Source organism: Enterobacter sp. CPE_E1241 (genome assembly GCF_045618265.1).
GTDB classification, from domain to species: Bacteria; Pseudomonadota; Gammaproteobacteria; order Enterobacterales; family Enterobacteriaceae; genus Enterobacter; species Enterobacter adelaidei.
In genome coordinates, this window is the sequence record NZ_JBIWYV010000001.1 from 3,622,168 (window position 1) to 3,642,270 (window position 20,103).

The following is a 20,103-nucleotide window of genomic DNA, read 5'->3' on the forward strand; positions in this document are numbered from 1 at the left end:
TCAAAGCTGAAAATCTTCTGTCTCTCTTCGCCGAAACAGCTTCGGCGTTGTAAGGTTAAGCCTCACGGTTCATTAGTATCGGTTAGCTCAACGCATCGCTGCGCTTACACACCCGACCTATCAACGTCGTAGTCTTCAACGTTCCTTCAGGACTCTCAAGGAGTCAGGGAGAACTCATCTCGGGGCAAGTTTCGTGCTTAGATGCTTTCAGCACTTATCTCTTCCGCATTTAGCTACCGGGCAATGCCATTGGCATGACAACCCGAACACCAGTGATGCGTCCACTCCGGTCCTCTCGTACTAGGAGCAGCCCCCCTCAATTCTCCAGCGCCCACGGCAGATAGGGACCGAACTGTCTCACGACGTTCTAAACCCAGCTCGCGTACCACTTTAAATGGCGAACAGCCATACCCTTGGGACCTACTTCAGCCCCGTGGATGTGATGAGCCGACATCGAGGTGCCAAACACCGCCGTCGATATGAACTCTTGGGCGGTATCAGCCTGTTATCCCCGGAGTACCTTTTATCCGTTGAGCGATGGCCCTTCCATTCAGAACCACCGGATCACTATGACCTGCTTTCGCACCTGCTCGAGCCGTCACTCTCGCAGTCAAGCTAGCTTATGCCATTGCACTAACCTCCTGATGTCCGACCAGATTAGCTAACCTTCGTGCTCCTCCGTTACTCTTTGGGAGGAGACCGCCCCAGTCAAACTACCCACCAGACACTGTCCGCAACCCGGATTACGGGTCTACGTTAGAACACCAGCCATTAAAGGGTGGTATTTCAAGGGCGGCTCCACGCAGACTGGCGTCCACGCTTCAAAGCCTCCCACCTATCCTACACATCAAGGACCAGTGTTCAGTGTCAAGCTATAGTAAAGGTTCACGGGGTCTTTCCGTCTTGCCGCGGGTACACTGCATCTTCACAGCGAGTTCAATTTCACTGAGTCTCGGGTGGAGACAGCCTGGCCATCATTACGCCATTCGTGCAGGTCGGAACTTACCCGACAAGGAATTTCGCTACCTTAGGACCGTTATAGTTACGGCCGCCGTTTACCGGGGCTTCGATCAAGAGCTTCGCGTTGCCGCTAACCCCATCAATTAACCTTCCGGCACCGGGCAGGCGTCACACCGTATACGTCCACTTTCGTGTTTGCACAGTGCTGTGTTTTTAATAAACAGTTGCAGCCAGCTGGTATCTTCGACTGATTTCAGCTCCACCCGCAGGGGCTTCACCTACATATCAGCGTGCCTTCTCCCGAAGTTACGGCACCATTTTGCCTAGTTCCTTCACCCGAGTTCTCTCAAGCGCCTTGGTATTCTCTACCTGACCACCTGTGTCGGTTTGGGGTACGATTTCGTGTTACCTGATGCTTAGAGGCTTTTCCTGGAAGCAGGGCATTTGTTACTTCAGCACCGTAGTGCCTCGTCATCACACCTCAGCGTTAAAAGAAGTCCGGATTTACCTAAACTTCCCGCCTACATGCTTAAACCGGGACAACCGTCGCCCGGCTAACATAGCCTTCTCCGTCCCCCCTTCGCAGTAACACCAAGTACAGGAATATTAACCTGTTTCCCATCGACTACGCCTTTCGGCCTCGCCTTAGGGGTCGACTCACCCTGCCCCGATTAACGTTGGACAGGAACCCTTGGTCTTCCGGCGTGCGGGCTTTTCACCCGCATTATCGTTACTTATGTCAGCATTCGCACTTCTGATACCTCCAGCACCCCTCACAGGACACCTTCAACGGCTTACAGAACGCTCCCCTACCCAACAACACATAGTGTCGCTGCCGCAGCTTCGGTGCATGGTTTAGCCCCGTTACATCTTCCGCGCAGGCCGACTCGACCAGTGAGCTATTACGCTTTCTTTAAATGATGGCTGCTTCTAAGCCAACATCCTGGCTGTCTGTGCCTTCCCACATCGTTTCCCACTTAACCATGACTTTGGGACCTTAGCTGGCGGTCTGGGTTGTTTCCCTCTTCACGACGGACGTTAGCACCCGCCGTGTGTCTCCCGTGATAACATTCTTCGGTATTCGTAGTTTGCATCGGGTTGGTAAGCCGGGATGGCCCCCTAGCCGAAACAGTGCTCTACCCCCGAAGATGAGTTCACGAGGCGCTACCTAAATAGCTTTCGGGAGAACCAGCTATCTCCCGGTTTGATTGGCCTTTCACCCCAGCCACAAGTCATCCGCTAATTTTTCAACATTAGTCGGTTCGGTCCTCCAGTTAGTGTTACCCAACCTTCAACCTGCCCATGGCTAGATCACCGGGTTTCGGGTCTATACCCTGCAACTTAACGCCCAGTTAAGACTCGGTTTCCCTTCGGCTCCCCTATACGGTTAACCTTGCTACAGAATATAAGTCGCTGACCCATTATACAAAAGGTACGCAGTCACACCACGAAGGTGCTCCCACTGCTTGTACGTACACGGTTTCAGGTTCTTTTTCACTCCCCTCGCCGGGGTTCTTTTCGCCTTTCCCTCACGGTACTGGTTCACTATCGGTCAGTCAGGAGTATTTAGCCTTGGAGGATGGTCCCCCCATATTCAGACAGGATACCACGTGTCCCGCCCTACTCTTCGAGTTCACAGCCTGTGCATTTTCGTGTACGGGACTATCACCCTGTACCGTCGGACTTTCCAGACCGTTCCACTAACACACAAGCTGATTCAGACTCTGGGCTGCTCCCCGTTCGCTCGCCGCTACTGGGGGAATCTCGGTTGATTTCTTTTCCTCGGGGTACTTAGATGTTTCAGTTCCCCCGGTTCGCCTCGTTAACCTATGTATTCAGTTAACGATAGTGCAACGAATTGCACTGGGTTTCCCCATTCGGACATCGCCGGGTCAAAGGTTCATATCACCTCGCCGGCGCTTTTCGCAGATTAGCACGTCCTTCATCGCCTCTGACTGCCAGGGCATCCACCGTGTACGCTTAGTCGCTTAACCTCACAACCCGAAGATGTTTCTTTCGATTCATCATCGACTTGCGAAAATTTGAGAGACTCGAACACACATAACATGTGTGTCGTTTCAATTTTCAGCTTGATCCAGATTTTTAAAGAGCAAATATCTCAAACATGACTCGCAAGTCAGTTTTGAGATATGACGGCAGGTGACTTTCACTCACGAACCAGCAAGTGGCGTCCCCTAGGGGATTCGAACCCCTGTTACCGCCGTGAAAGGGCGGTGTCCTGGGCCTCTAGACGAAGGGGACGTATAAGTCTCAATCGCAAGACGCCTTGCTATTTACTTTTCATCAGACAATCTGTGTGAGCACTACAAAGGCAGGTTCTTTAAGGTAAGGAGGTGATCCAACCGCAGGTTCCCCTACGGTTACCTTGTTACGACTTCACCCCAGTCATGAATCACAAAGTGGTAAGCGCCCTCCCGAAGGTTAAGCTACCTACTTCTTTTTGCAACCCACTCCCATGGTGTGACGGGCGGTGTGTACAAGGCCCGGGAACGTATTCACCGTAGCATTCTGATCTACGATTACTAGCGATTCCGACTTCATGGAGTCGAGTTGCAGACTCAATCCGGACTACGACGCACTTTATGAGGTCCGCTTGCTCTCGCGAGGTCGCTTCTCTTTGTATGCGCCATTGTAGCACGTGTGTAGCCCTACTCGTAAGGGCCATGATGACTTGACGTCATCCCCACCTTCCTCCAGTTTATCACTGGCAGTCTCCTTTGAGTTCCCGGCCGGACCGCTGGCAACAAAGGATAAGGGTTGCGCTCGTTGCGGGACTTAACCCAACATTTCACAACACGAGCTGACGACAGCCATGCAGCACCTGTCTCAGAGTTCCCGAAGGCACCAAAGCATCTCTGCTAAGTTCTCTGGATGTCAAGAGTAGGTAAGGTTCTTCGCGTTGCATCGAATTAAACCACATGCTCCACCGCTTGTGCGGGCCCCGTCAATTCATTTGAGTTTTAACCTTGCGGCCGTACTCCCCAGGCGGTCGACTTAACGCGTTAGCTCCGGAAGCCACGCCTCAAGGGCACAACCTCCAAGTCGACATCGTTTACGGCGTGGACTACCAGGGTATCTAATCCTGTTTGCTCCCCACGCTTTCGCACCTGAGCGTCAGTCTTTGTCCAGGGGCCGCCTTCGCCACCGGTATTCCTCCAGATCTCTACGCATTTCACCGCTACACCCGAATTCTACCCCCTCTACAAGACTCTAGCCTGCCAGTTTCGAATGCAGTTCCCGTGTTGAGCCCGGGGATTTCACATCCGACTTGACAGACCGCCTGCGTGCGCTTTACGCCCAGTAATTCCGATTAACGCTTGCACCCTCCGTATTACCGCGGCTGCTGGCACGGAGTTAGCCGGTGCTTCTTCTGCGGGTAACGTCAATTGCTGAGGTTATTAACCTCAGCACCTTCCTCCCCGCTGAAAGTACTTTACAACCCGAAGGCCTTCTTCATACACGCGGCATGGCTGCATCAGGCTTGCGCCCATTGTGCAATATTCCCCACTGCTGCCTCCCGTAGGAGTCTGGACCGTGTCTCAGTTCCAGTGTGGCTGGTCATCCTCTCAGACCAGCTAGGGATCGTCGCCTAGGTGAGCCGTTACCCCACCTACTAGCTAATCCCATCTGGGCACATCTGATGGCAAGAGGCCCGAAGGTCCCCCTCTTTGGTCTTGCGACGTTATGCGGTATTAGCTACCGTTTCCAGTAGTTATCCCCCTCCATCAGGCAGTTTCCCAGACATTACTCACCCGTCCGCCGCTCGTCACCCGAGAGCAAGCTCTCTGTGCTACCGCTCGACTTGCATGTGTTAGGCCTGCCGCCAGCGTTCAATCTGAGCCATGATCAAACTCTTCAATTTAAAAGTTTGATGCTCAATGAATTAAACTTCGTAATGAATTACGTGTTCACTCGTTGAGACTTGGTATTCATTTTTCGTCCGAGGACGTTAAGAATCCATGTCACTTTGAGTGCCCACACAGATTGTCTGATAAATTGTTAAAGAGCAGTGCCGCTTCGTTTTCGCTGCGGCGCGGGGTGTGCATATTACGCTTTCCCGCTACAGAGTCAAGCGTTTATTTTGCTTTTCTCTGCTGACCCGGCGGCGTGTGTGCCGTTGTTCCGTGTCAGTGGAGGCGCATTATAGGGAGTTATTCCGAAGCCGCAAGGATAAAGTGAAAATTATTTTCCAACCGCTCACTTTCCAGGCGAATCACATTCCAGACCTCAATTTTCGCCTGGTTTTTAAACAAAAACGAGCCGCAAGCGGCTCGTTTTTTGGTTTTGTGACTTACTGCACTGCCACAATGCGATCGTCGTTGGCTTCCAGACGGATAACTTTGCCTGGAATTAACTCTCCGGAGAGGATCTGCTGCGCCAGCGGATTTTCGATCTGCTGTTGGATAGCACGTTTTAATGGACGCGCACCATACACTGGATCGTAACCATTTTCGCTCAGCAGCTTCAGTGCCTCGTCGGAGATGTGAATTTCATATCCACGCTCTTCCAGACGTTTGTACAAACGCTGCAACTGGATCTGCGCAATCGACGCAATGTGTTTCTCACCCAGAGGATGGAATACCACCACTTCATCAATACGGTTGATGAACTCAGGACGGAAGTTATGGCTCACGACACCGAGCACCAGATCCTTCATATGGCTATAGTCCAGCTCACCGAAACGTTCCTGAATCAAATCGGAACCCAGGTTCGAGGTCATGATAACAACCGTATTACGGAAGTCGACTGTTCTCCCCTGCCCATCGGTCAGACGACCATCATCCAGCACCTGAAGCAGAATGTTGAAGACATCCGGATGCGCTTTCTCTACCTCGTCCAGCAGAATGACGGAATAAGGACGACGGCGCACCGCTTCTGTCAGATAACCACCTTCTTCATAACCCACGTATCCCGGAGGTGCACCGACCAGACGCGAAACAGAGTGCTTCTCCATAAACTCGGACATGTCGATACGCACCATCGCATCATCGCTGTCGAACATAAAGTTAGCCAGCGCTTTACACAGCTCGGTTTTACCGACACCGGTTGGCCCCAGGAACAGGAACGAGCCAATTGGGCGATTCGGATCGGACAGCCCTGCACGGCTACGACGAATAGCGTTGGAAACCGCTTCAACCGCCTCGTTCTGACCAATTACCCGGTTATGTAAATCCTGCTCCATACGCAGCAGTTTTTCACGCTCACCTTCCAGCATGCGTGCCACTGGGATACCGGTCCAGCGCGCCAGCACTTCGGCAATTTCCGCATCCGTCACTTTATTACGCAACAGACGCATCGTTTTGCCTTCGGACTGCGTAGCAATCTCAAGCTGTTTTTCCAGCTCAGGAATTTTGCCGTACTGCAGCTCTGACATCCGGGCCAGATCGCCCACACGGCGTGCCTGCTCAATGGCAATTTTTGCCTGTTCGAGTTCCGCCTTTATGGTCTGAGTGCCGGAAAGGGATGCTTTCTCGGCTTTCCACTCTTCTTCCAGCTCAGAATACTGGCGTTCTTTATCGTCCAGTTCTTCATTGAGCATATCCAGGCGTTTCTTACTGGCTTCATCAGACTCTTTCTTCAGCGCCTGCTGTTCCAGCTTGAGCTGGATGATACGACGGTCGAGCCTGTCGAGCTCCTCCGGTTTCGAGTCAATCTGCATACGAATGCTCGAAGCCGCTTCATCGATCAGGTCGATTGCTTTATCCGGCAACTGACGATCGGCAATATAACGATGCGAAAGCGTCGCCGCCGCAACGATGGCCGGGTCAGTGATCTGCACATGGTGGTGCAGCTCATAACGCTCTTTCAGACCACGCAAAATCGCGATGGTATCTTCAACGCTTGGCTCAGCCACAAACACTTTCTGGAAACGACGTTCAAGTGCAGCATCTTTTTCAATGTACTGACGATACTCATCAAGCGTAGTGGCACCGACGCAGTGAAGTTCACCACGCGCCAGCGCAGGTTTCAGCATGTTCCCGGCATCCATCGCGCCGTCCGCTTTACCCGCACCGACCATAGTGTGCAGTTCGTCGATAAACAGGATAACGTTGCCTTCCTGCTTCGCCAGATCGTTAAGCACGCCTTTGAGGCGCTCTTCAAACTCGCCGCGGTATTTCGCACCGGCCACCAGCGCACCCATATCCAGCGCCAGTACGCGGCGGCCTTTCAGGCCTTCCGGCACTTCCCCATTGACGATACGCTGCGCCAGCCCTTCAACAATGGCGGTTTTACCGACACCCGGTTCACCAATCAGCACCGGGTTGTTCTTGGTACGACGCTGCAATACCTGGATAGTACGGCGGATCTCTTCGTCACGGCCGATAACCGGGTCAAGTTTGCCCTGTTCAGCACGTTCGGTCAGATCGACCGTAAATTTCTTCAAAGCCTGACGTTGGTCTTCGGCTCCCTGATCGTTCACGCTTTCACCTCCGCGCATTTTCTCAATCGCCTGAGTCACATTGGCGGTGGTCGCACCGGCAGACTTCAGCAGGTCGGTCAAGGTACCGCGTGATTCAAGCGCCGCCAGAACAAACAGTTCTGACGAAATAAAGTTGTCCCCACGTTTTTGCGCCAGCTTGTCGCAAAGGTTCAGCACACGCACCAGATCCTGCGACGGTTGAACGTCGCCGCCGGTACCTTCTACCTGCGGTAAGCGGCTCAGCGCCTGATCGATGGCTGTGCGTAACTGGCCAGCATTAATGCCAGCGGACGTTAATAAAGGACGTACCGATCCCCCTTCCTGATTCAGCAAGGCGCTCATTAAATGAAGAGGTTCGATAAATTGGTTGTCGTGCCCCAGTGCAAGGGACTGGGCATCGGCGAGAGCAAGCTGGAATTTATTAGTAAGACGATCCAGACGCATAACTCCTCCCATAACAGGTCAAATTTGCTACTGGAGATTAAATGAGGTCATCCCTCAATTATTCAAGGTTAATGACCTGAATTATGTGAAAAGAAAACGGCACGTGCCGGATCGTCTTGATTCTTTAGGTTATATCAGCCAAATAAAACTTGCCATACGACCCGTCGTCTTGTCGCGGCGATAAGAGAAAAAATCACCCTTTTCGGTGAAGGTACAGCGATCGCCACCGAAGATCTGCGTCACACCGGCATTATTCAGGCGCTGGCGAGCAAGCTGGTAAATATCAGCCAGATATTTATCCCCCGAAGGCAGGAAGGCGCCCACTGCTTGCGGATCTTTATCCATAAATGCTTCACGGACCTCAGGCCCCACCTCAAAAGCGCGAGGGCCAATGGCCGGGCCAAGCCAGGCCATGATATTGGCAGGTTCATCTTTAAAGCAAGAGACGGTCTCCTCCAGCACGCCTTCACACAGGCCGCGCCATCCCGCATGTGCTGCTGCGACCTCAGTACCTGCACGGTTACAGAACAGCACAGGCAGACAATCAGCAGTCATTACGGCACAAACCGTTCCCGGAATATTACTATAAGAGGCATCCGCGCGTTTTGAAGCGTAGGGTTCTCCCGTCAGCTTCAGCACCGTTTTTCCATGAACCTGTTCCAGCCAAACCGGTTTTGACGGCAAGTTCCCCGCAGCAAACAGACGCTTGCGGTTTTCTTCAACGTGCTCCAGGTTGTCGCCACAGTGTGCACCGAGGTTCAGTGATTCCCACGCCCCCTGGCTCACACCGCCAATACGGGTTGAACTGCAGGCGGCCACACCTGCAGGCAATGGCCATTCCGGGACAATCAGTTTGGTCATAACCAGTCCACTTGATCCTTATGTTCTTCGAAATCGGCACGCATGGCGTCAATAAGTTCCACCATATCCTGCGGGATAGGTGCATGCCACTCCATCTGAATACCAGTGATAGGATGGTAAAGACGCAGCATGGTCGCGTGCAGCGCCTGACGATCGAATTTACGCAGTACGCTGATGAACTCATCCGATGCGCCTTTTGGCGGACGCGGGCGACCACCGTATACCTGATCCCCCACCAGCGGATGGGTAATGTGCGCCATATGCACACGGATCTGGTGAGTACGCCCGGTTTCCAGACGCAGACGCAGACGCGTATGGATACGGAAGTGCTCCATGATGCGATAGTGCGTCACCGCGGGTTTACCCATCGGATGCACCGACATATGAGTACGTTTGGTTGGGTGACGGCTGATTGGCTCTTCCACTGTTCCACCAGAAGTCATATGCCCAATGGCTACCGCTTCATACTCTCGAGTGATTTCGCGCAGCTGCAGCGATTCCACCAGACGGGTCTGAGCTGGAACGGTCTTCGCCACCACCATCAAACCGGTGGTGTCTTTATCCAGACGGTGAACGATTCCCGCGCGCGGGACATCTGCGATCGGCGGATAATAATGGAGAAGTGCGTTAAGTACTGTACCGTCAGGATTCCCCGCCCCCGGATGAACAACCAGGTCGCGCGGCTTGTTGATCACCAGAATGTCATCATCTTCATAGACGATGTCCAGTGGGATATCCTGCGGCTCGAAGCGGATTTCCTCTTCGATTTCAGCATTGATGGCGACAGCTTCCCCACCTAACACTTTCTCTTTTGGTTTGTCCCAGATCTTGCCGTTTACCAGCACGCGCTGGTCAAGGATCCATTCTTTTATGCGTGAACGCGAATAATCAGGGAACAATTCGGCCAAAGCCTGATCTAAGCGTTGACCGAGCTGATTTTCGGAGACTGTTGCGGTGAGTTCTACTCGTTGTGCCATAAACTGCTTCTTCGTTTAACGTTGGGTTTTACGGCTTTGCCGTTTAATATAGTGTGCTATTGTAGCTGGTCTTAATCGGGAGCAGGAACAGAGTTTCTCCCGGACAAACATTTGAGGAAAGTCAAAACGTCATGACGCGCATGAAATATCTGGTGGCAGCGGCCACGTTGAGCCTGGCTTTGGTGGGCTGCTCCGGTTCAAATGAACAGGTCCCTGACAATCCGCCGAATGAAATCTATGCGACTGCACAACAAAAGTTGCAGGACGGTAACTGGAAACAGGCGATAACGCAACTGGAAGCGTTGGATAATCGCTATCCATTTGGTCCGTATTCGCAGCAGGTGCAGTTAGATCTCATCTACGCATACTACAAAAATGCCGATCTGCCGCTGGCTCAGGCAACCATCGATCGTTTCATGCGTCTGAACCCGACTCATCCTAACATCGACTATGTGATGTACATGCGCGGCCTCACCAACATGGCGCTGGACGACAGTGCGCTGCAGGGCTTCTTCGGCGTGGATCGTTCCGACCGCGACCCACAGCATGCACGTGATGCCTTCAATGACTTCTCCAAACTGGTGCGCGGCTATCCGAACAGTCAGTACGTGACTGACGCGACCAAACGTCTGGTGTTCCTGAAAGATCGTCTGGCGAAATATGAATACTCCGTGGCGGAATACTATACCCGCCGTGGCGCATGGGTTGCCGTGGTTAACCGCGTAGAAGGTATGTTGCGTGATTATCCGGATACTCAGGCAACGCGTGATGGTCTGAAGCTGATGGAAAATGCTTACCGTCAGATGCAGATGACCGCTCAGGCTGAAAAAGTAGCGAAAATCATCGCCGCAAACAGCAGCAACACCTGATATTGCCTCAATGTAAAACGGCAGCCCGAAGGCTGCCGTTTTTTTATTCATTCTGGATATAAGCTGAAGCGGTTTAGCCTCAACACATCCTATCAACTATGACCGCAATTTTTACCTTCCACAAGGTAAATCTCACCTCTTCCTGCCCTGCCTCACAAAAAAGATTCCCTGACAAAAACCGACAAAATAACGTGATCTAAATCACACATTTTGACATTGGGTCGGGTATGCTGGAATCACCAAGACGGAAAGACAAGAGGTAAAATTTATGACAATGAACATTACCAGTAAACAAATGGAAATTACTCCGGCAATTCGCCAGCACGTCGCAGACCGTCTCGCCAAACTGGATAAATGGCAAACTCATTTGATTAACCCGCATATCATCCTGTCCAAGGAGCCGCAGGGTTTCATCGCTGACGCAACTATCAATACTCCAAACGGCCATCTGGTCGCCAGCGCAAAACATGAAGATATGTACACCGCAATTAACGATTTGATCAACAAGCTGGAACGGCAGCTCAATAAAGTGCAACACAAAGGTGAAGCCCGTCGCGCCACAACATCGGTGAAAGACGCCAGCTTCGCGGAAGAAGTTGAAGAAGAGTAATCCTTTAAATTGAGTGTACCGCCAACGCGCCTTCGGGCGCGTTTTTTATTGACAGGGTGAAAACAGTACGGGTACTTTAACGGTATCAAGCACAGGATGATTTCATGAAACTAACGCCGTTTTTCTTCGCATTCTTTTTTACCTTCCCCTGAATGGGAGGCGTTTCGTCGTGTGATAAAGAATGCGAAGACGAACAACAAGGCCTCCCACCCCGGGAGGCCTTTTTTATTGATAACGATAAAACGAGACAGGCAACACTATGACACCGGAAAACCCATTACTGGATCTACGCGTTAAAATCAGCGCGCTGGATGAGAAATTACTGGCGCTGCTGGCAGAACGCCGTTTGCTCGCCGTCGAAGTGGGTAAAGCTAAACTGGATTCCCACCGCCCGGTACGTGATATCGACCGCGAGCGTGACCTGCTGGAGCGCCTGATTCAGCTCGGCAAAGCGCATCACCTGGATGCGCATTACATCACCCGCCTGTTCCAGCTCATCATCGAAGATTCCGTTCTGACCCAGCAAGCGCTGTTGCAACAGCATCTGAACAAAACCAATCCGCACTCTGCTCGTATCGCGTTTCTGGGTCCGAAAGGTTCGTATTCACACCTGGCGGCACGTCAGTATGCAGCCCGCCATTTCGAAGAGTTTATTGAAAGTGGATGCGCGAAGTTTGCCGATATTTTCAATCAGGTTGAAACTGGTCAGGCTGATTACGCCGTGGTCCCGATTGAAAATACCAGCTCCGGTGCCATCAATGATGTCTACGACCTGCTGCAACACACCAGTCTGTCGCTGGTTGGTGAGCTGACCATTCCAATTGACCATTGTGTCCTGGTCTCTGGCTCCACTGACCTGAGCAAAATCGAAACGGTGTACAGCCATCCGCAGCCGTTCCAGCAATGTAGCCAGTTCCTGAACCGCTATCCGAACTGGAAAATTGAGTACACCGAAAGCACCTCTGCGGCGATGGAAAAAGTGGCGCAGGCAAATTCCCCAACCGTTGCTGCACTGGGTAGCGAGGCCGGTGGCGCGCTGTATGGCCTTCAGGTACTGGAACGAAACCTGGCAAACCAGACGCAAAACATTACCCGCTTCGTGGTGCTGGCCCGCAAGGCAATCAATGTGTCCGATCAGGTACCCGCGAAAACCACGCTGCTGATGGCCACCGGCCAACAGGCTGGTGCGCTGGTTGAAGCTCTGCTGGTACTGCGTAACCACAACCTGATCATGACGAAACTGGAATCGCGCCCGATTCATGGAAATCCGTGGGAAGAGATGTTTTATCTTGATATCCAGGCCAACCTGGAATCTTCCTCAATGCAGAAAGCCCTGCGTGAGCTGGGGGAAATCACCCGCTCAATGAAAGTCCTCGGCTGCTATCCAAGCGAAAACGTTGTCCCGGTCGACCCGGCCTAACGTTCGATAAAGCGGCTTTTCTTCATCCCTGCCACGCTGACTGGCAGGGTGAAGATGGCCCCGGAAAGCGGATATTGCGCTATCTCCGCTTCGTCCATATTTTCCCGGGTGGTCGTTATAAATAACGTCTTCATATCGTCACCGCCAAAGCAGACCATCGTCGGGCAACGAACCGGTAGTCTGTATTCCTCGAGCTGTTCGCCCTCAGGTGAAAATCTGGCGATACGCCAGCCATCAAACAGCGCGGTCCAGTAACAGCCTTCCTCGTCCATCGCAGCACCGTCAGGTATCCCCTCACCTTCCTGAAACCATCGGAAAACGTCTCGCTTGCCAGGCTCTCCCTGTTCATCCAGCGGCGTACGATAGATAACGCCGTTTGGCGTGTCAGAGGTATACATCCATTGTTTATCCGGACTAAACGCTAAACCGTTGTGCCCGTGAATATCGCACTGGATCACTTTCGGTGTTAGGTCGTTGTCGATGCGCATCAGCAGGGCACCGTTGTAATCTCCTGGCCCCCAAAACGTTCCCGCGTAGAACCGCCCCAGATAATCGGTACCGCCGTCGTTAAAACGTGCGAGCTGCGGGCTAGAGGGGTTATCACACACCTTGCGGCGCAGCAGGCCGTGTTTATCGGTCAGCCAGATACCCGTTCGCATCGCAACGATAAAACCACCCTGCTCGCGCAGAGCAAAACAGCCCACTTCTTCATGGAATGAAAGCACGGTGTGTTCTGCCGTCAGCAGATGATATCGGTGGATCTCGCCTTCCAGAATATCAGCCCAGTAGAGCGCACTCTCTTCTGCACTCCACGTTGGGCACTCAGGCAGATGTCCGGTGTAATTCAACAGTAGCTGCGGTTCAGCCATGACAGTTCCCCAAAATGAAAAAAGCCAGCAACGCTGGCTTTTAGTATATACATCATCGCATTACTGGCGACTGTCATTTGCCTGACGCAACAACGTACGGCTCTCACTCTGGAAACGCTGTGCGTAATCGCCAAACCAATGCTCCACTTTGCGGAAGCTGTCGATAAACGCCTGCTTGTCTCCGTGCTCCAGCAGCGTAATGGCTTCGCCGAAACGCTGATAATAGCGCTTAATCAGTGCCAGGTTGTTCTCAGACGACATAATAATGTCGGCGTAAAGCTGGGGATCCTGCGCAAACAGACGCCCGACCATCGCCAGTTCCAGACGATAGATGGGTGAAGAGAGTGCCAGCAGCTGTTCAAGCTGCACATTCTCTTCCGCCAGATGCAGCCCATAAGCAAAGGTCGCAAAGTGGCGAAGCGCCTGAATAAACGCCATGTTCTGATCGTGCTCAACCGCGCTGATACGGTGCAACCGTGCGCCCCATACCTGAATCTGCTCCAGGAACCATTGATAGGCTTCCGGCTGACGACCATCACAGTAAACAACTACCTGCTTCGCCAGACTACCGCTGTCCGGGCCAAACATAGGGTGCAGACCCAGCACCGGGCCGGTATGCGCCGCCAGCATCGCCTGAAGCGGACCATTTTTAACAGATGCCAGATCGACCAGGATGCAGTCTTTCGGTAATGGAGGAAGCTTCCCGATGATCTGCTCCGTCACATGGATCGGTACGCTGACGATCACCATTCCGGCATCTTTCATGAGTTCCGGAGCTTTTGCCCAATCCTCTTTTTCCAGAATGCGCACCTGGTAACCAGAAAGCGCCAGCATTTTTTCAAACAGACGTCCCATCTGGCCGGCACCGCCAACAATGACCACCGGACGCAGGGACGGACAAAGGGTTTTGAAGCCCTTGTCATTTTCACTCGAATAAGATTCCCGCATCACACGACGCAAGACATCTTCAATCAAATCCGGAGAGACACCCAGCGCCTGAGCCTCTTTGCGACGAGAGGCCAACATTGAGGCTTCACGCTCCGGCACATAAATCGGCAGGCCGTATTTGCTTTTAACCTCACCGACTTCAGCAACCAACGCCATGCGGCGTGCCAGCAAGTCCAGCAGCGCCTTATCCACTTCATCTATTTGATCGCGTAATGCGGTCAATTCAGCAACCATACCTAACCTCTTAAGCCAGACGCGTCGCCAGCTGGCCGTTTAAATCTTTATGGATCTCACGCAGCAGTGCATCGGTGGTTTCCCAACTGATGCAGGCATCCGTCACGGATACACCATGCTTCATTGCGCTGCGCGGTTGTTCAGATGATTGATTGCCTTCATGAATATTGCTCTCAATCATCAGACCGATAATAGAACGGTTGCCATCTTTGATCTGCGCGACCACCGATTCCGCAACCGCAGGCTGACGACGGTAATCTTTGTTCGAATTACCATGACTGCAATCTACCATCAGTGCAGGACGCAGTCCCGCCTGCTCCATCTCTTTTTCGCACTGCGCCACATCCGCCGGGCTGTAATTTGGTGCTTTACCCCCGCGCAGGATCACATGACCATCCGGGTTGCCCTGCGTTTGCAGAAGACAAACCTGTCCTGCCTGGTTAATACCGACAAAACGGTGCGGCATTGCGGCGGCGCGCATCGCGTTGATCGCGGTAGCCAGGCTGCCATCAGTACCATTTTTAAAACCAACCGGCATCGACAGGCCTGACGCCATCTCGCGGTGAGTTTGTGATTCCGTGGTGCGCGCACCAATTGCGGACCAACTGAACAGATCGCCCAGGTATTGCGGGCTGTTCGGATCCAGCGCTTCCGTCGCCAGCGGCAGCCCCATGCTGACCAGTTCCACCAGCAGGCGACGCGCAATCTTCAGCCCCGCTTCCACATCAAACGAGCCATCCATGTGCGGATCGTTAATCAACCCTTTCCAGCCAACGGTGGTACGTGGCTTTTCAAAATAGACGCGCATCACCAGATAGAGGCTATCGCTGACCTCCTCCGCTAATGCTTTAAATCGATGAGCGTACTCAATGGCGGTTTCAGGATCGTGAATGGAGCAAGGACCACAGACCACCAGCAGGCGCGGATCGCGGCCAGCGATGATGTCAGAAATGGTCTGGCGAGAATGCTCAATCTGAGCCTCCTGCGCAACGCTCAGCGGGAACTCCGCTTTCAGTTGATCCGGCGTAATTAAAACCTGTTCGTCAGTGATATGTACGTTGTTCAGCGCGTCTTTTTGCATGATGGCGATCCTGTAAAACTCGTTTGCGATAGTTGTTTTCCTCTAAGAGGTGAGACCACCATACCATAAAAAGTAAACATTTCAATCCAAAATTCGTACACTTTAATTTACACAAGCCAATTTATTGCCATTATCATGGTGCAAAAACGTAAACTTTAAATTACACGGCAACTTTCTTTAGCCAGGCTATGCTGAAGAAAAAAGGAGAATGGCTATGCGTTCAATTGCTCTCGCGCTGTTGTCGCTGTTTTTATCGGGCTGCCAGATCAATCCTTACACCTTCCAGCCCGACTGGACCAGTCCATCCTGGTTTGATGCAGGTAAAGAAGACGCCATGAACGGCCTGCCGGTTAAAGATAACCAGACCCTGGCCGATAGTTTTAACGACCCACACGTTGATCGTAGTGAATATCTCCGTGGCTATGCCGATGGTCAGAAGAAAGTCTGTGAAGAAGGTTTTATTCACGCCTGGGGATTAGCAGGCAAATCTTTTCCAGCCAGTTGCGATACTGCCGAAAACGCAGCAAAACTGCATGAGTCATGGCAAAAAGGGATGGATGAAAGTATGCGTTCCAGCAGACTAAATTAAGTCTGTTTTTATCCATCGGAAAATAAACAACAGTAGGATTTAGCTTAGGTCAGACTCAGGTTATTTCTGACATAATGACGGCTTTGATAAACAATGGTATTCTGCCCGCAACTCTCAAGGACATCTATTTCCGGAGCGATGTGGCGGATTCTGGTGAGAAATTCATTCTTGATCTCTTTTTTCCGACTCACTCTGGCACTAATGCTGTTCCTTATGGTAGGCCCAGCGACGGCAGGCGCGCTTACGGAAACGGATAAATCGGTACGCTCTATTGTCTCAGGTATTGTGAGCTATACGCGATGGCCGTCGCTATCCGGGCAGCCTAAACTTTGCGTTTATGCCTCTTCTCACTACACACATGCACTCAGCGACGAAGAAGGGCAGAACAGCGGGTTACCTTATACTCCTGTGATTGTACGTAACGATCGGGAAGCCCTGGCCGAAACGTGCGATGCTATTTATTTCGGGTCTGAATCGCCTGCAAAACAACTTGAATTAATAAGTCAATATCAGGGCAGAGCATTGCTATTAATCTCAGAGCAAAATCCGGAATGTGCTATTGGCAGTGCCTTTTGCCTGATAATCGATCGCGGTCAGGTACGGTTTTCTGTCAATCTTGATGCGTTGACTCGCAGTGGCGTGAGAGTCAGTCCGGATGTATTAATGCTTGCACGGAATAAGCAGCATGAATAAAGATTTCACGTCAACACCACGCCCGACGTTTAAAAGAACATTGAGGCGAATCAGCATGATAAGCGTCATCATAACGATGACATTAATATGGTTATTGCTCTGCTTTGCATCCGTCGTGACATTAAAGCAATACGCACAAAAAAATCTCGAATTAACCGGCGCAACAATGAGCCACAGCCTTGAAGCCTCCCTGGTTTTCAATGATTCACTGGCGGCCAATGAAACACTTGCCACCCTCGGTAAACAGGGTCAGTTTGCCGTGGCAGAAGTCGTGAACGTGCATAAAAAGCGGTTTGCTTACTGGTCATGGAATCCGGAAGATAATACCGACACGCTGGGCGCGCTGGTCAGCCGCTGGCTTTTCCCCGAACCCGTTTCGCAGCCCATCATGCATAATGGTTCGATGATCGGCGAAATTCGCCTTACCGCGCGTGACAGCCTCATCAGCCATTTTATCTGGATGTCATTTGCCGTTCTCACCGGCTGCATTCTTTTTGCTACCGTCGTCGCGCTCACCATTACGCGATCGTTACATCATGGCATGGTAACGGCCTTGCAAAACATTACCGACGTTGTTCATGACGTACGCACTAACCGCAACTTCTCCCGCCGGGTGAAAGACGGCCGTATCGAAGAATTTCACCAGTTTGGTGAAGACTTCAACAGTCTTCTGGATGAGATGGAGGAGTGGCAGCTGAAGCTACAGGCGAAAAACGCCCAGTTGCTACGTACCGCCATGCACGACCCATTGACCGGTCTTGCCAATCGGGCGGCTTTTCGTAACAGCATCGCGGCATTAATGAACGACATCTCCGCGAAAACAAACTCTGCTCTGCTGTTCCTCGACGGCGATAATTTTAAGTTTATTAATGACACCTGGGGGCATGCGGCAGGCGATTGCGTTCTAATTGAAGTCGCCAGCAGGATGGTTGAATTTGGCGATAAACGTTATCAATCATACCGCCTCGGCGGTGACGAATTCGCCATGGTGCTATACGGCGTGCATTCTGAACTCGAGGTCCAACACATTTCTGCTGCACTATCGCAGCAGTTTATCCGTCCGTTTGATCTGCATAATGGGCACACTGCATCAATGTCACTCAGCATTGGTTATGCTCTGGCGTGGGAAAATACCTCAGTAGAGGCATTACTGGAGCATGCCGACCGCAATATGTATCTGGTGAAAAACCAGCGTTCGAAAACAATATCCTGAAAGGAATACGATATGTTAAAGCGATACTTCGCGCCGTTGTTACTGGCATCACTTGTCCTGGCTGGCTGTCAGACTCCGCCAAAAGGGAAATTCACTCCAGAGCAAATCGCGGCAATGAAGTCATACGGCTTTAACGAATTAAATGGCGACTGGTCTCTGGGGCTGTCGGACAAAATTCTGTTTGATAAAAATGACGCCACACTGCGCCCGGAAAGTGAAACCCAGATCCAGACGATGGCCTCACGTCTGGCAGCGACCGGCTTAAACCATGCCCGCATGGATGGTCACACAGATAACTATGGCGTGGATGGCTATAACGAGGCGCTTTCATTAAAACGCGCGAACGTCGTGGCAGACGCGTGGGCAAAAGGGGCAAATATCCCGCGCAGTAATCTCACCACGCAGGGATTAGGTAAAAAATATCCGGTTGCGAGCAACAGTACCCCGCAAGGGCGTGCTGAAAACCGCCGGGTGGCCGTGGTTATCAGCACGCCATAAGGTTATTTAGCGGATGATTCGGCGAGCGACACGCCAGTTGCCGCTCGCCAGCGCAGCCAGTCAACCAGAACAAACAGAGCCAGACTCACGCCCATTACTGGCAACGCCAGCCCCAGCAGTATACTGATTATCGCCGTGACGACTTTTCCCCATCCCGAAAGCGCAAGCCAACTCTGACAAAGCGTCTGGACCGGATTTGCCGTCGATTGCGCTGGACGACGCATCCACCACATCCGGTATCCCCAGAGAATTAGCACACACAACGCCAGGCCAAACGCCACAAGCAGCAGCTGATTAACCAGCCCGAATAAGATCCCCATATGGAAATCCACACCCCAGCGGGTGAGCTTCGCCATCAACGGGAAATCCTCGAAGCGGGTTCTGTCCAGAATCTGCATCGTATTGGGATCAACCGCCACGGCGTCGACCTGAGTCGGCCAGCTGCGATCGATTTCCGTCACAGTCCAGGCTTGACTCTCTGCTTTCGCCGGGCGGATCTCCAGCTTATTGGCCTCAATCCCTGCGTTACGTGCAGCGCTTAACACACCGTCAAACAGCGTCAAATCCATCGCCATTTCAGGCATCATCATTCCGCCGTGATGACCATGATGTTCAGCATGCTCATCCACGATCTCCTGCTGACCGGAAAGTGTCGTGTTCACCTGCGGAGTTAGCCAGTTCATCTCAGCACGCAGCTTATCAACGTTTCCCCCTGCCCACTGAGACCAGGTCAGGCCAGTCACTGAGAACAGCAGCATTCCCCCCAGCAACGTCCAGCCTAACGTCACATGCACGCGACGCCGATTCTGGAAACGATTGTTAATTCGGCGTTTTGGTCGGGTATAAAACCACAGAGTAATCCCTCCCAGCGCGGCAACCCACATCCACGAAGCCGCCAGCTCGCTATAGAGCCGCCCGACATCACCCAGCATCAGCGAGGTATGCAGATAATCAATGGTCTGGCGGAGCGGTAAAATTCCGCTGGTGCCATACACCGTCATATCGCCACGCACCGCAAGGCTGACTGGATCGATAAAAATAGCGCGGGTCTCCGATGGGCCAAGCGCAGGGTCAGCAAACATCACACGGGTGGTTTCACCCGCCACCAGGCCAGGACGAACGGCGTGTAGACGCAGATCGGTGCCAACGGTTTTTTCAGCAACGGCAATTTGTTCCGCCAGCGGCTGCGGCTCGCCCACGGAATTCGTGTGGAGCGCATGCCGGTAGAGCGCATTCTCCAGCTGCGGCGTTGCCACATACAGCATACCTGTCAGAGCAGCGAAGAAGATAAACGGGCCGACAAACAGACCGATATAGAAATGAAGGCGACGCAGCAGGTTTCCCCATGCCGCGTGCGAGGTGCAGGTAGTCATACTTTTCCTTTTTAAGGTAAAA

At 52.3% G+C, this 20,103-nt stretch carries 15 protein-coding genes, 1 tRNA gene, 2 rRNA genes and 1 other annotated feature; of the genes, 8 read left to right on the plus strand and 10 right to left on the minus strand.

Going from position 1 to position 20,103, the window contains the following annotated elements; all coding sequences use genetic code 11:
• Positions 1-51: 51 nt before the first annotated feature.
• The 6 genes from ACJ9Y9_RS17630 to rluD form a co-directional block, all read right to left on the minus strand.
• Positions 52-2,954, minus strand: a 23S ribosomal RNA gene (locus ACJ9Y9_RS17630).
• A gap of 192 nt (positions 2,955-3,146) precedes the next feature.
• Positions 3,147-3,222: transfer RNA gene (locus tag ACJ9Y9_RS17635), tRNA-Glu, on the minus strand.
• 85 nt (positions 3,223-3,307) lie between these two features.
• A 16S ribosomal RNA gene (locus ACJ9Y9_RS17640) occupies positions 3,308-4,843 on the minus strand.
• The 16S and 23S rRNA genes sit together here with 1 tRNA gene alongside, the layout of an rRNA operon.
• A 429-nt stretch (positions 4,844-5,272) precedes the next feature.
• Entirely contained in the window at positions 5,273-7,846 is a 2,574-nt protein-coding gene (gene clpB, locus ACJ9Y9_RS17645; protein ID WP_023308864.1) for an ATP-dependent chaperone ClpB, read from the minus strand.
• 129 nt (positions 7,847-7,975) lie between these two features.
• A complete protein-coding gene (yfiH, locus tag ACJ9Y9_RS17650) occupies positions 7,976-8,707 on the minus strand; it encodes a purine nucleoside phosphorylase YfiH (protein ID WP_028016722.1) in 732 nt (243 codons plus the stop codon).
• A complete protein-coding gene (gene rluD, locus ACJ9Y9_RS17655; protein WP_028016723.1) occupies positions 8,704-9,684 on the minus strand; it encodes a 23S rRNA pseudouridine(1911/1915/1917) synthase RluD in 981 nt (326 codons plus the stop codon). The genes yfiH and rluD overlap by 4 nt, the downstream gene beginning before the upstream one ends.
• 131 nt (positions 9,685-9,815) lie before the next feature.
• On the opposite strand from rluD, the gene bamD reads away from it, so the two are divergent.
• The 4 genes from bamD (at position 9,816) to pheA (ending at position 12,583) form a co-directional block, all read left to right on the plus strand.
• Positions 9,816-10,553: an outer membrane protein assembly factor BamD gene (gene bamD, locus ACJ9Y9_RS17660; RefSeq protein WP_023308867.1), complete on the plus strand. Its 738-nt coding sequence runs from the start codon at positions 9,816-9,818 to the stop codon at positions 10,551-10,553.
• 268 nt (positions 10,554-10,821) lie between these two features.
• A complete protein-coding gene (gene raiA / locus ACJ9Y9_RS17665; protein ID WP_008502470.1) occupies positions 10,822-11,163 on the plus strand; it encodes a ribosome-associated translation inhibitor RaiA in 342 nt (113 codons plus the stop codon).
• Between the two features lie 103 nt (positions 11,164-11,266).
• Positions 11,267-11,392: a sequence feature (Phe leader region), on the plus strand.
• Positions 11,268-11,315, plus strand: a complete 48-nt coding sequence (gene pheL, locus ACJ9Y9_RS17670) for a pheA operon leader peptide PheL (protein ID WP_100249759.1) — start codon at positions 11,268-11,270, stop codon at positions 11,313-11,315. It overlaps the preceding feature by 48 nt.
• Positions 11,393-11,422: 30 nt before the next feature.
• Complete coding sequence (pheA, locus tag ACJ9Y9_RS17675) at positions 11,423-12,583, plus strand: bifunctional chorismate mutase/prephenate dehydratase (protein ID WP_028016724.1); 1,161 nt, start codon at positions 11,423-11,425, stop codon at positions 12,581-12,583.
• Here the strand turns inward: pheA and ACJ9Y9_RS17680 are convergent.
• The 3 genes from ACJ9Y9_RS17680 to aroF are packed head-to-tail and all read right to left on the minus strand — an operon-like array spanning position 12,580 to position 15,715.
• A complete protein-coding gene (locus ACJ9Y9_RS17680; protein WP_028016725.1) occupies positions 12,580-13,452 on the minus strand; it encodes an SMP-30/gluconolactonase/LRE family protein in 873 nt (290 codons plus the stop codon). The two genes, pheA and ACJ9Y9_RS17680, sit on opposite strands and share 4 nt — an antisense overlap.
• 60 nt (positions 13,453-13,512) lie before the next feature.
• Positions 13,513-14,634 carry a bifunctional chorismate mutase/prephenate dehydrogenase gene (tyrA, locus tag ACJ9Y9_RS17685; protein WP_028016726.1) on the minus strand — a complete coding sequence of 374 codons (1,122 nt, stop codon included), beginning with the start codon at positions 14,632-14,634 and terminating at the stop codon, positions 13,513-13,515.
• A gap of 10 nt (positions 14,635-14,644) precedes the next feature.
• On the minus strand, positions 14,645-15,715 hold the full coding sequence (aroF, locus tag ACJ9Y9_RS17690) for a 3-deoxy-7-phosphoheptulonate synthase AroF (protein WP_028016727.1): 1,071 nt from the start codon (positions 15,713-15,715) through the stop codon (positions 14,645-14,647).
• A 214-nt stretch (positions 15,716-15,929) separates the two neighbouring features.
• Here aroF and ACJ9Y9_RS17695 point away from each other — a divergent pair, with 214 nt between their 5' ends.
• The 4 genes from ACJ9Y9_RS17695 to ACJ9Y9_RS17710 all read left to right on the plus strand — a co-directional run bounded on the left by ACJ9Y9_RS17695 (position 15,930) and on the right by ACJ9Y9_RS17710 (position 18,708).
• Positions 15,930-16,304: a DUF2799 domain-containing protein gene (locus ACJ9Y9_RS17695; RefSeq protein ID WP_028016728.1), complete on the plus strand. Its 375-nt coding sequence runs from the start codon at positions 15,930-15,932 to the stop codon at positions 16,302-16,304.
• Positions 16,305-16,442: 138 nt separating this feature from the next.
• Complete coding sequence (locus tag ACJ9Y9_RS17700) at positions 16,443-16,997, plus strand: YfiR family protein (RefSeq protein ID WP_195757726.1); 555 nt, start codon at positions 16,443-16,445, stop codon at positions 16,995-16,997.
• Complete coding sequence (dgcN, locus tag ACJ9Y9_RS17705; RefSeq protein WP_028016730.1) at positions 16,990-18,210, plus strand: diguanylate cyclase DgcN; 1,221 nt, start codon at positions 16,990-16,992, stop codon at positions 18,208-18,210. Before ACJ9Y9_RS17700 ends, dgcN begins: the two co-directional genes overlap by 8 nt.
• Before the next feature lie 12 nt (positions 18,211-18,222).
• Positions 18,223-18,708 carry an OmpA family protein gene (locus ACJ9Y9_RS17710; RefSeq protein ID WP_028016731.1) on the plus strand — a complete coding sequence of 162 codons (486 nt, stop codon included), beginning with the start codon at positions 18,223-18,225 and terminating at the stop codon, positions 18,706-18,708.
• Positions 18,709-18,710: 2 nt separating this feature from the next.
• Here the strand turns inward: ACJ9Y9_RS17710 and ACJ9Y9_RS17715 are convergent, their stop codons facing one another.
• Complete coding sequence (locus ACJ9Y9_RS17715) at positions 18,711-20,081, minus strand: PepSY domain-containing protein (protein WP_028016732.1); 1,371 nt, start codon at positions 20,079-20,081, stop codon at positions 18,711-18,713.
• Positions 20,082-20,103: the final 22 nt, after the last annotated feature.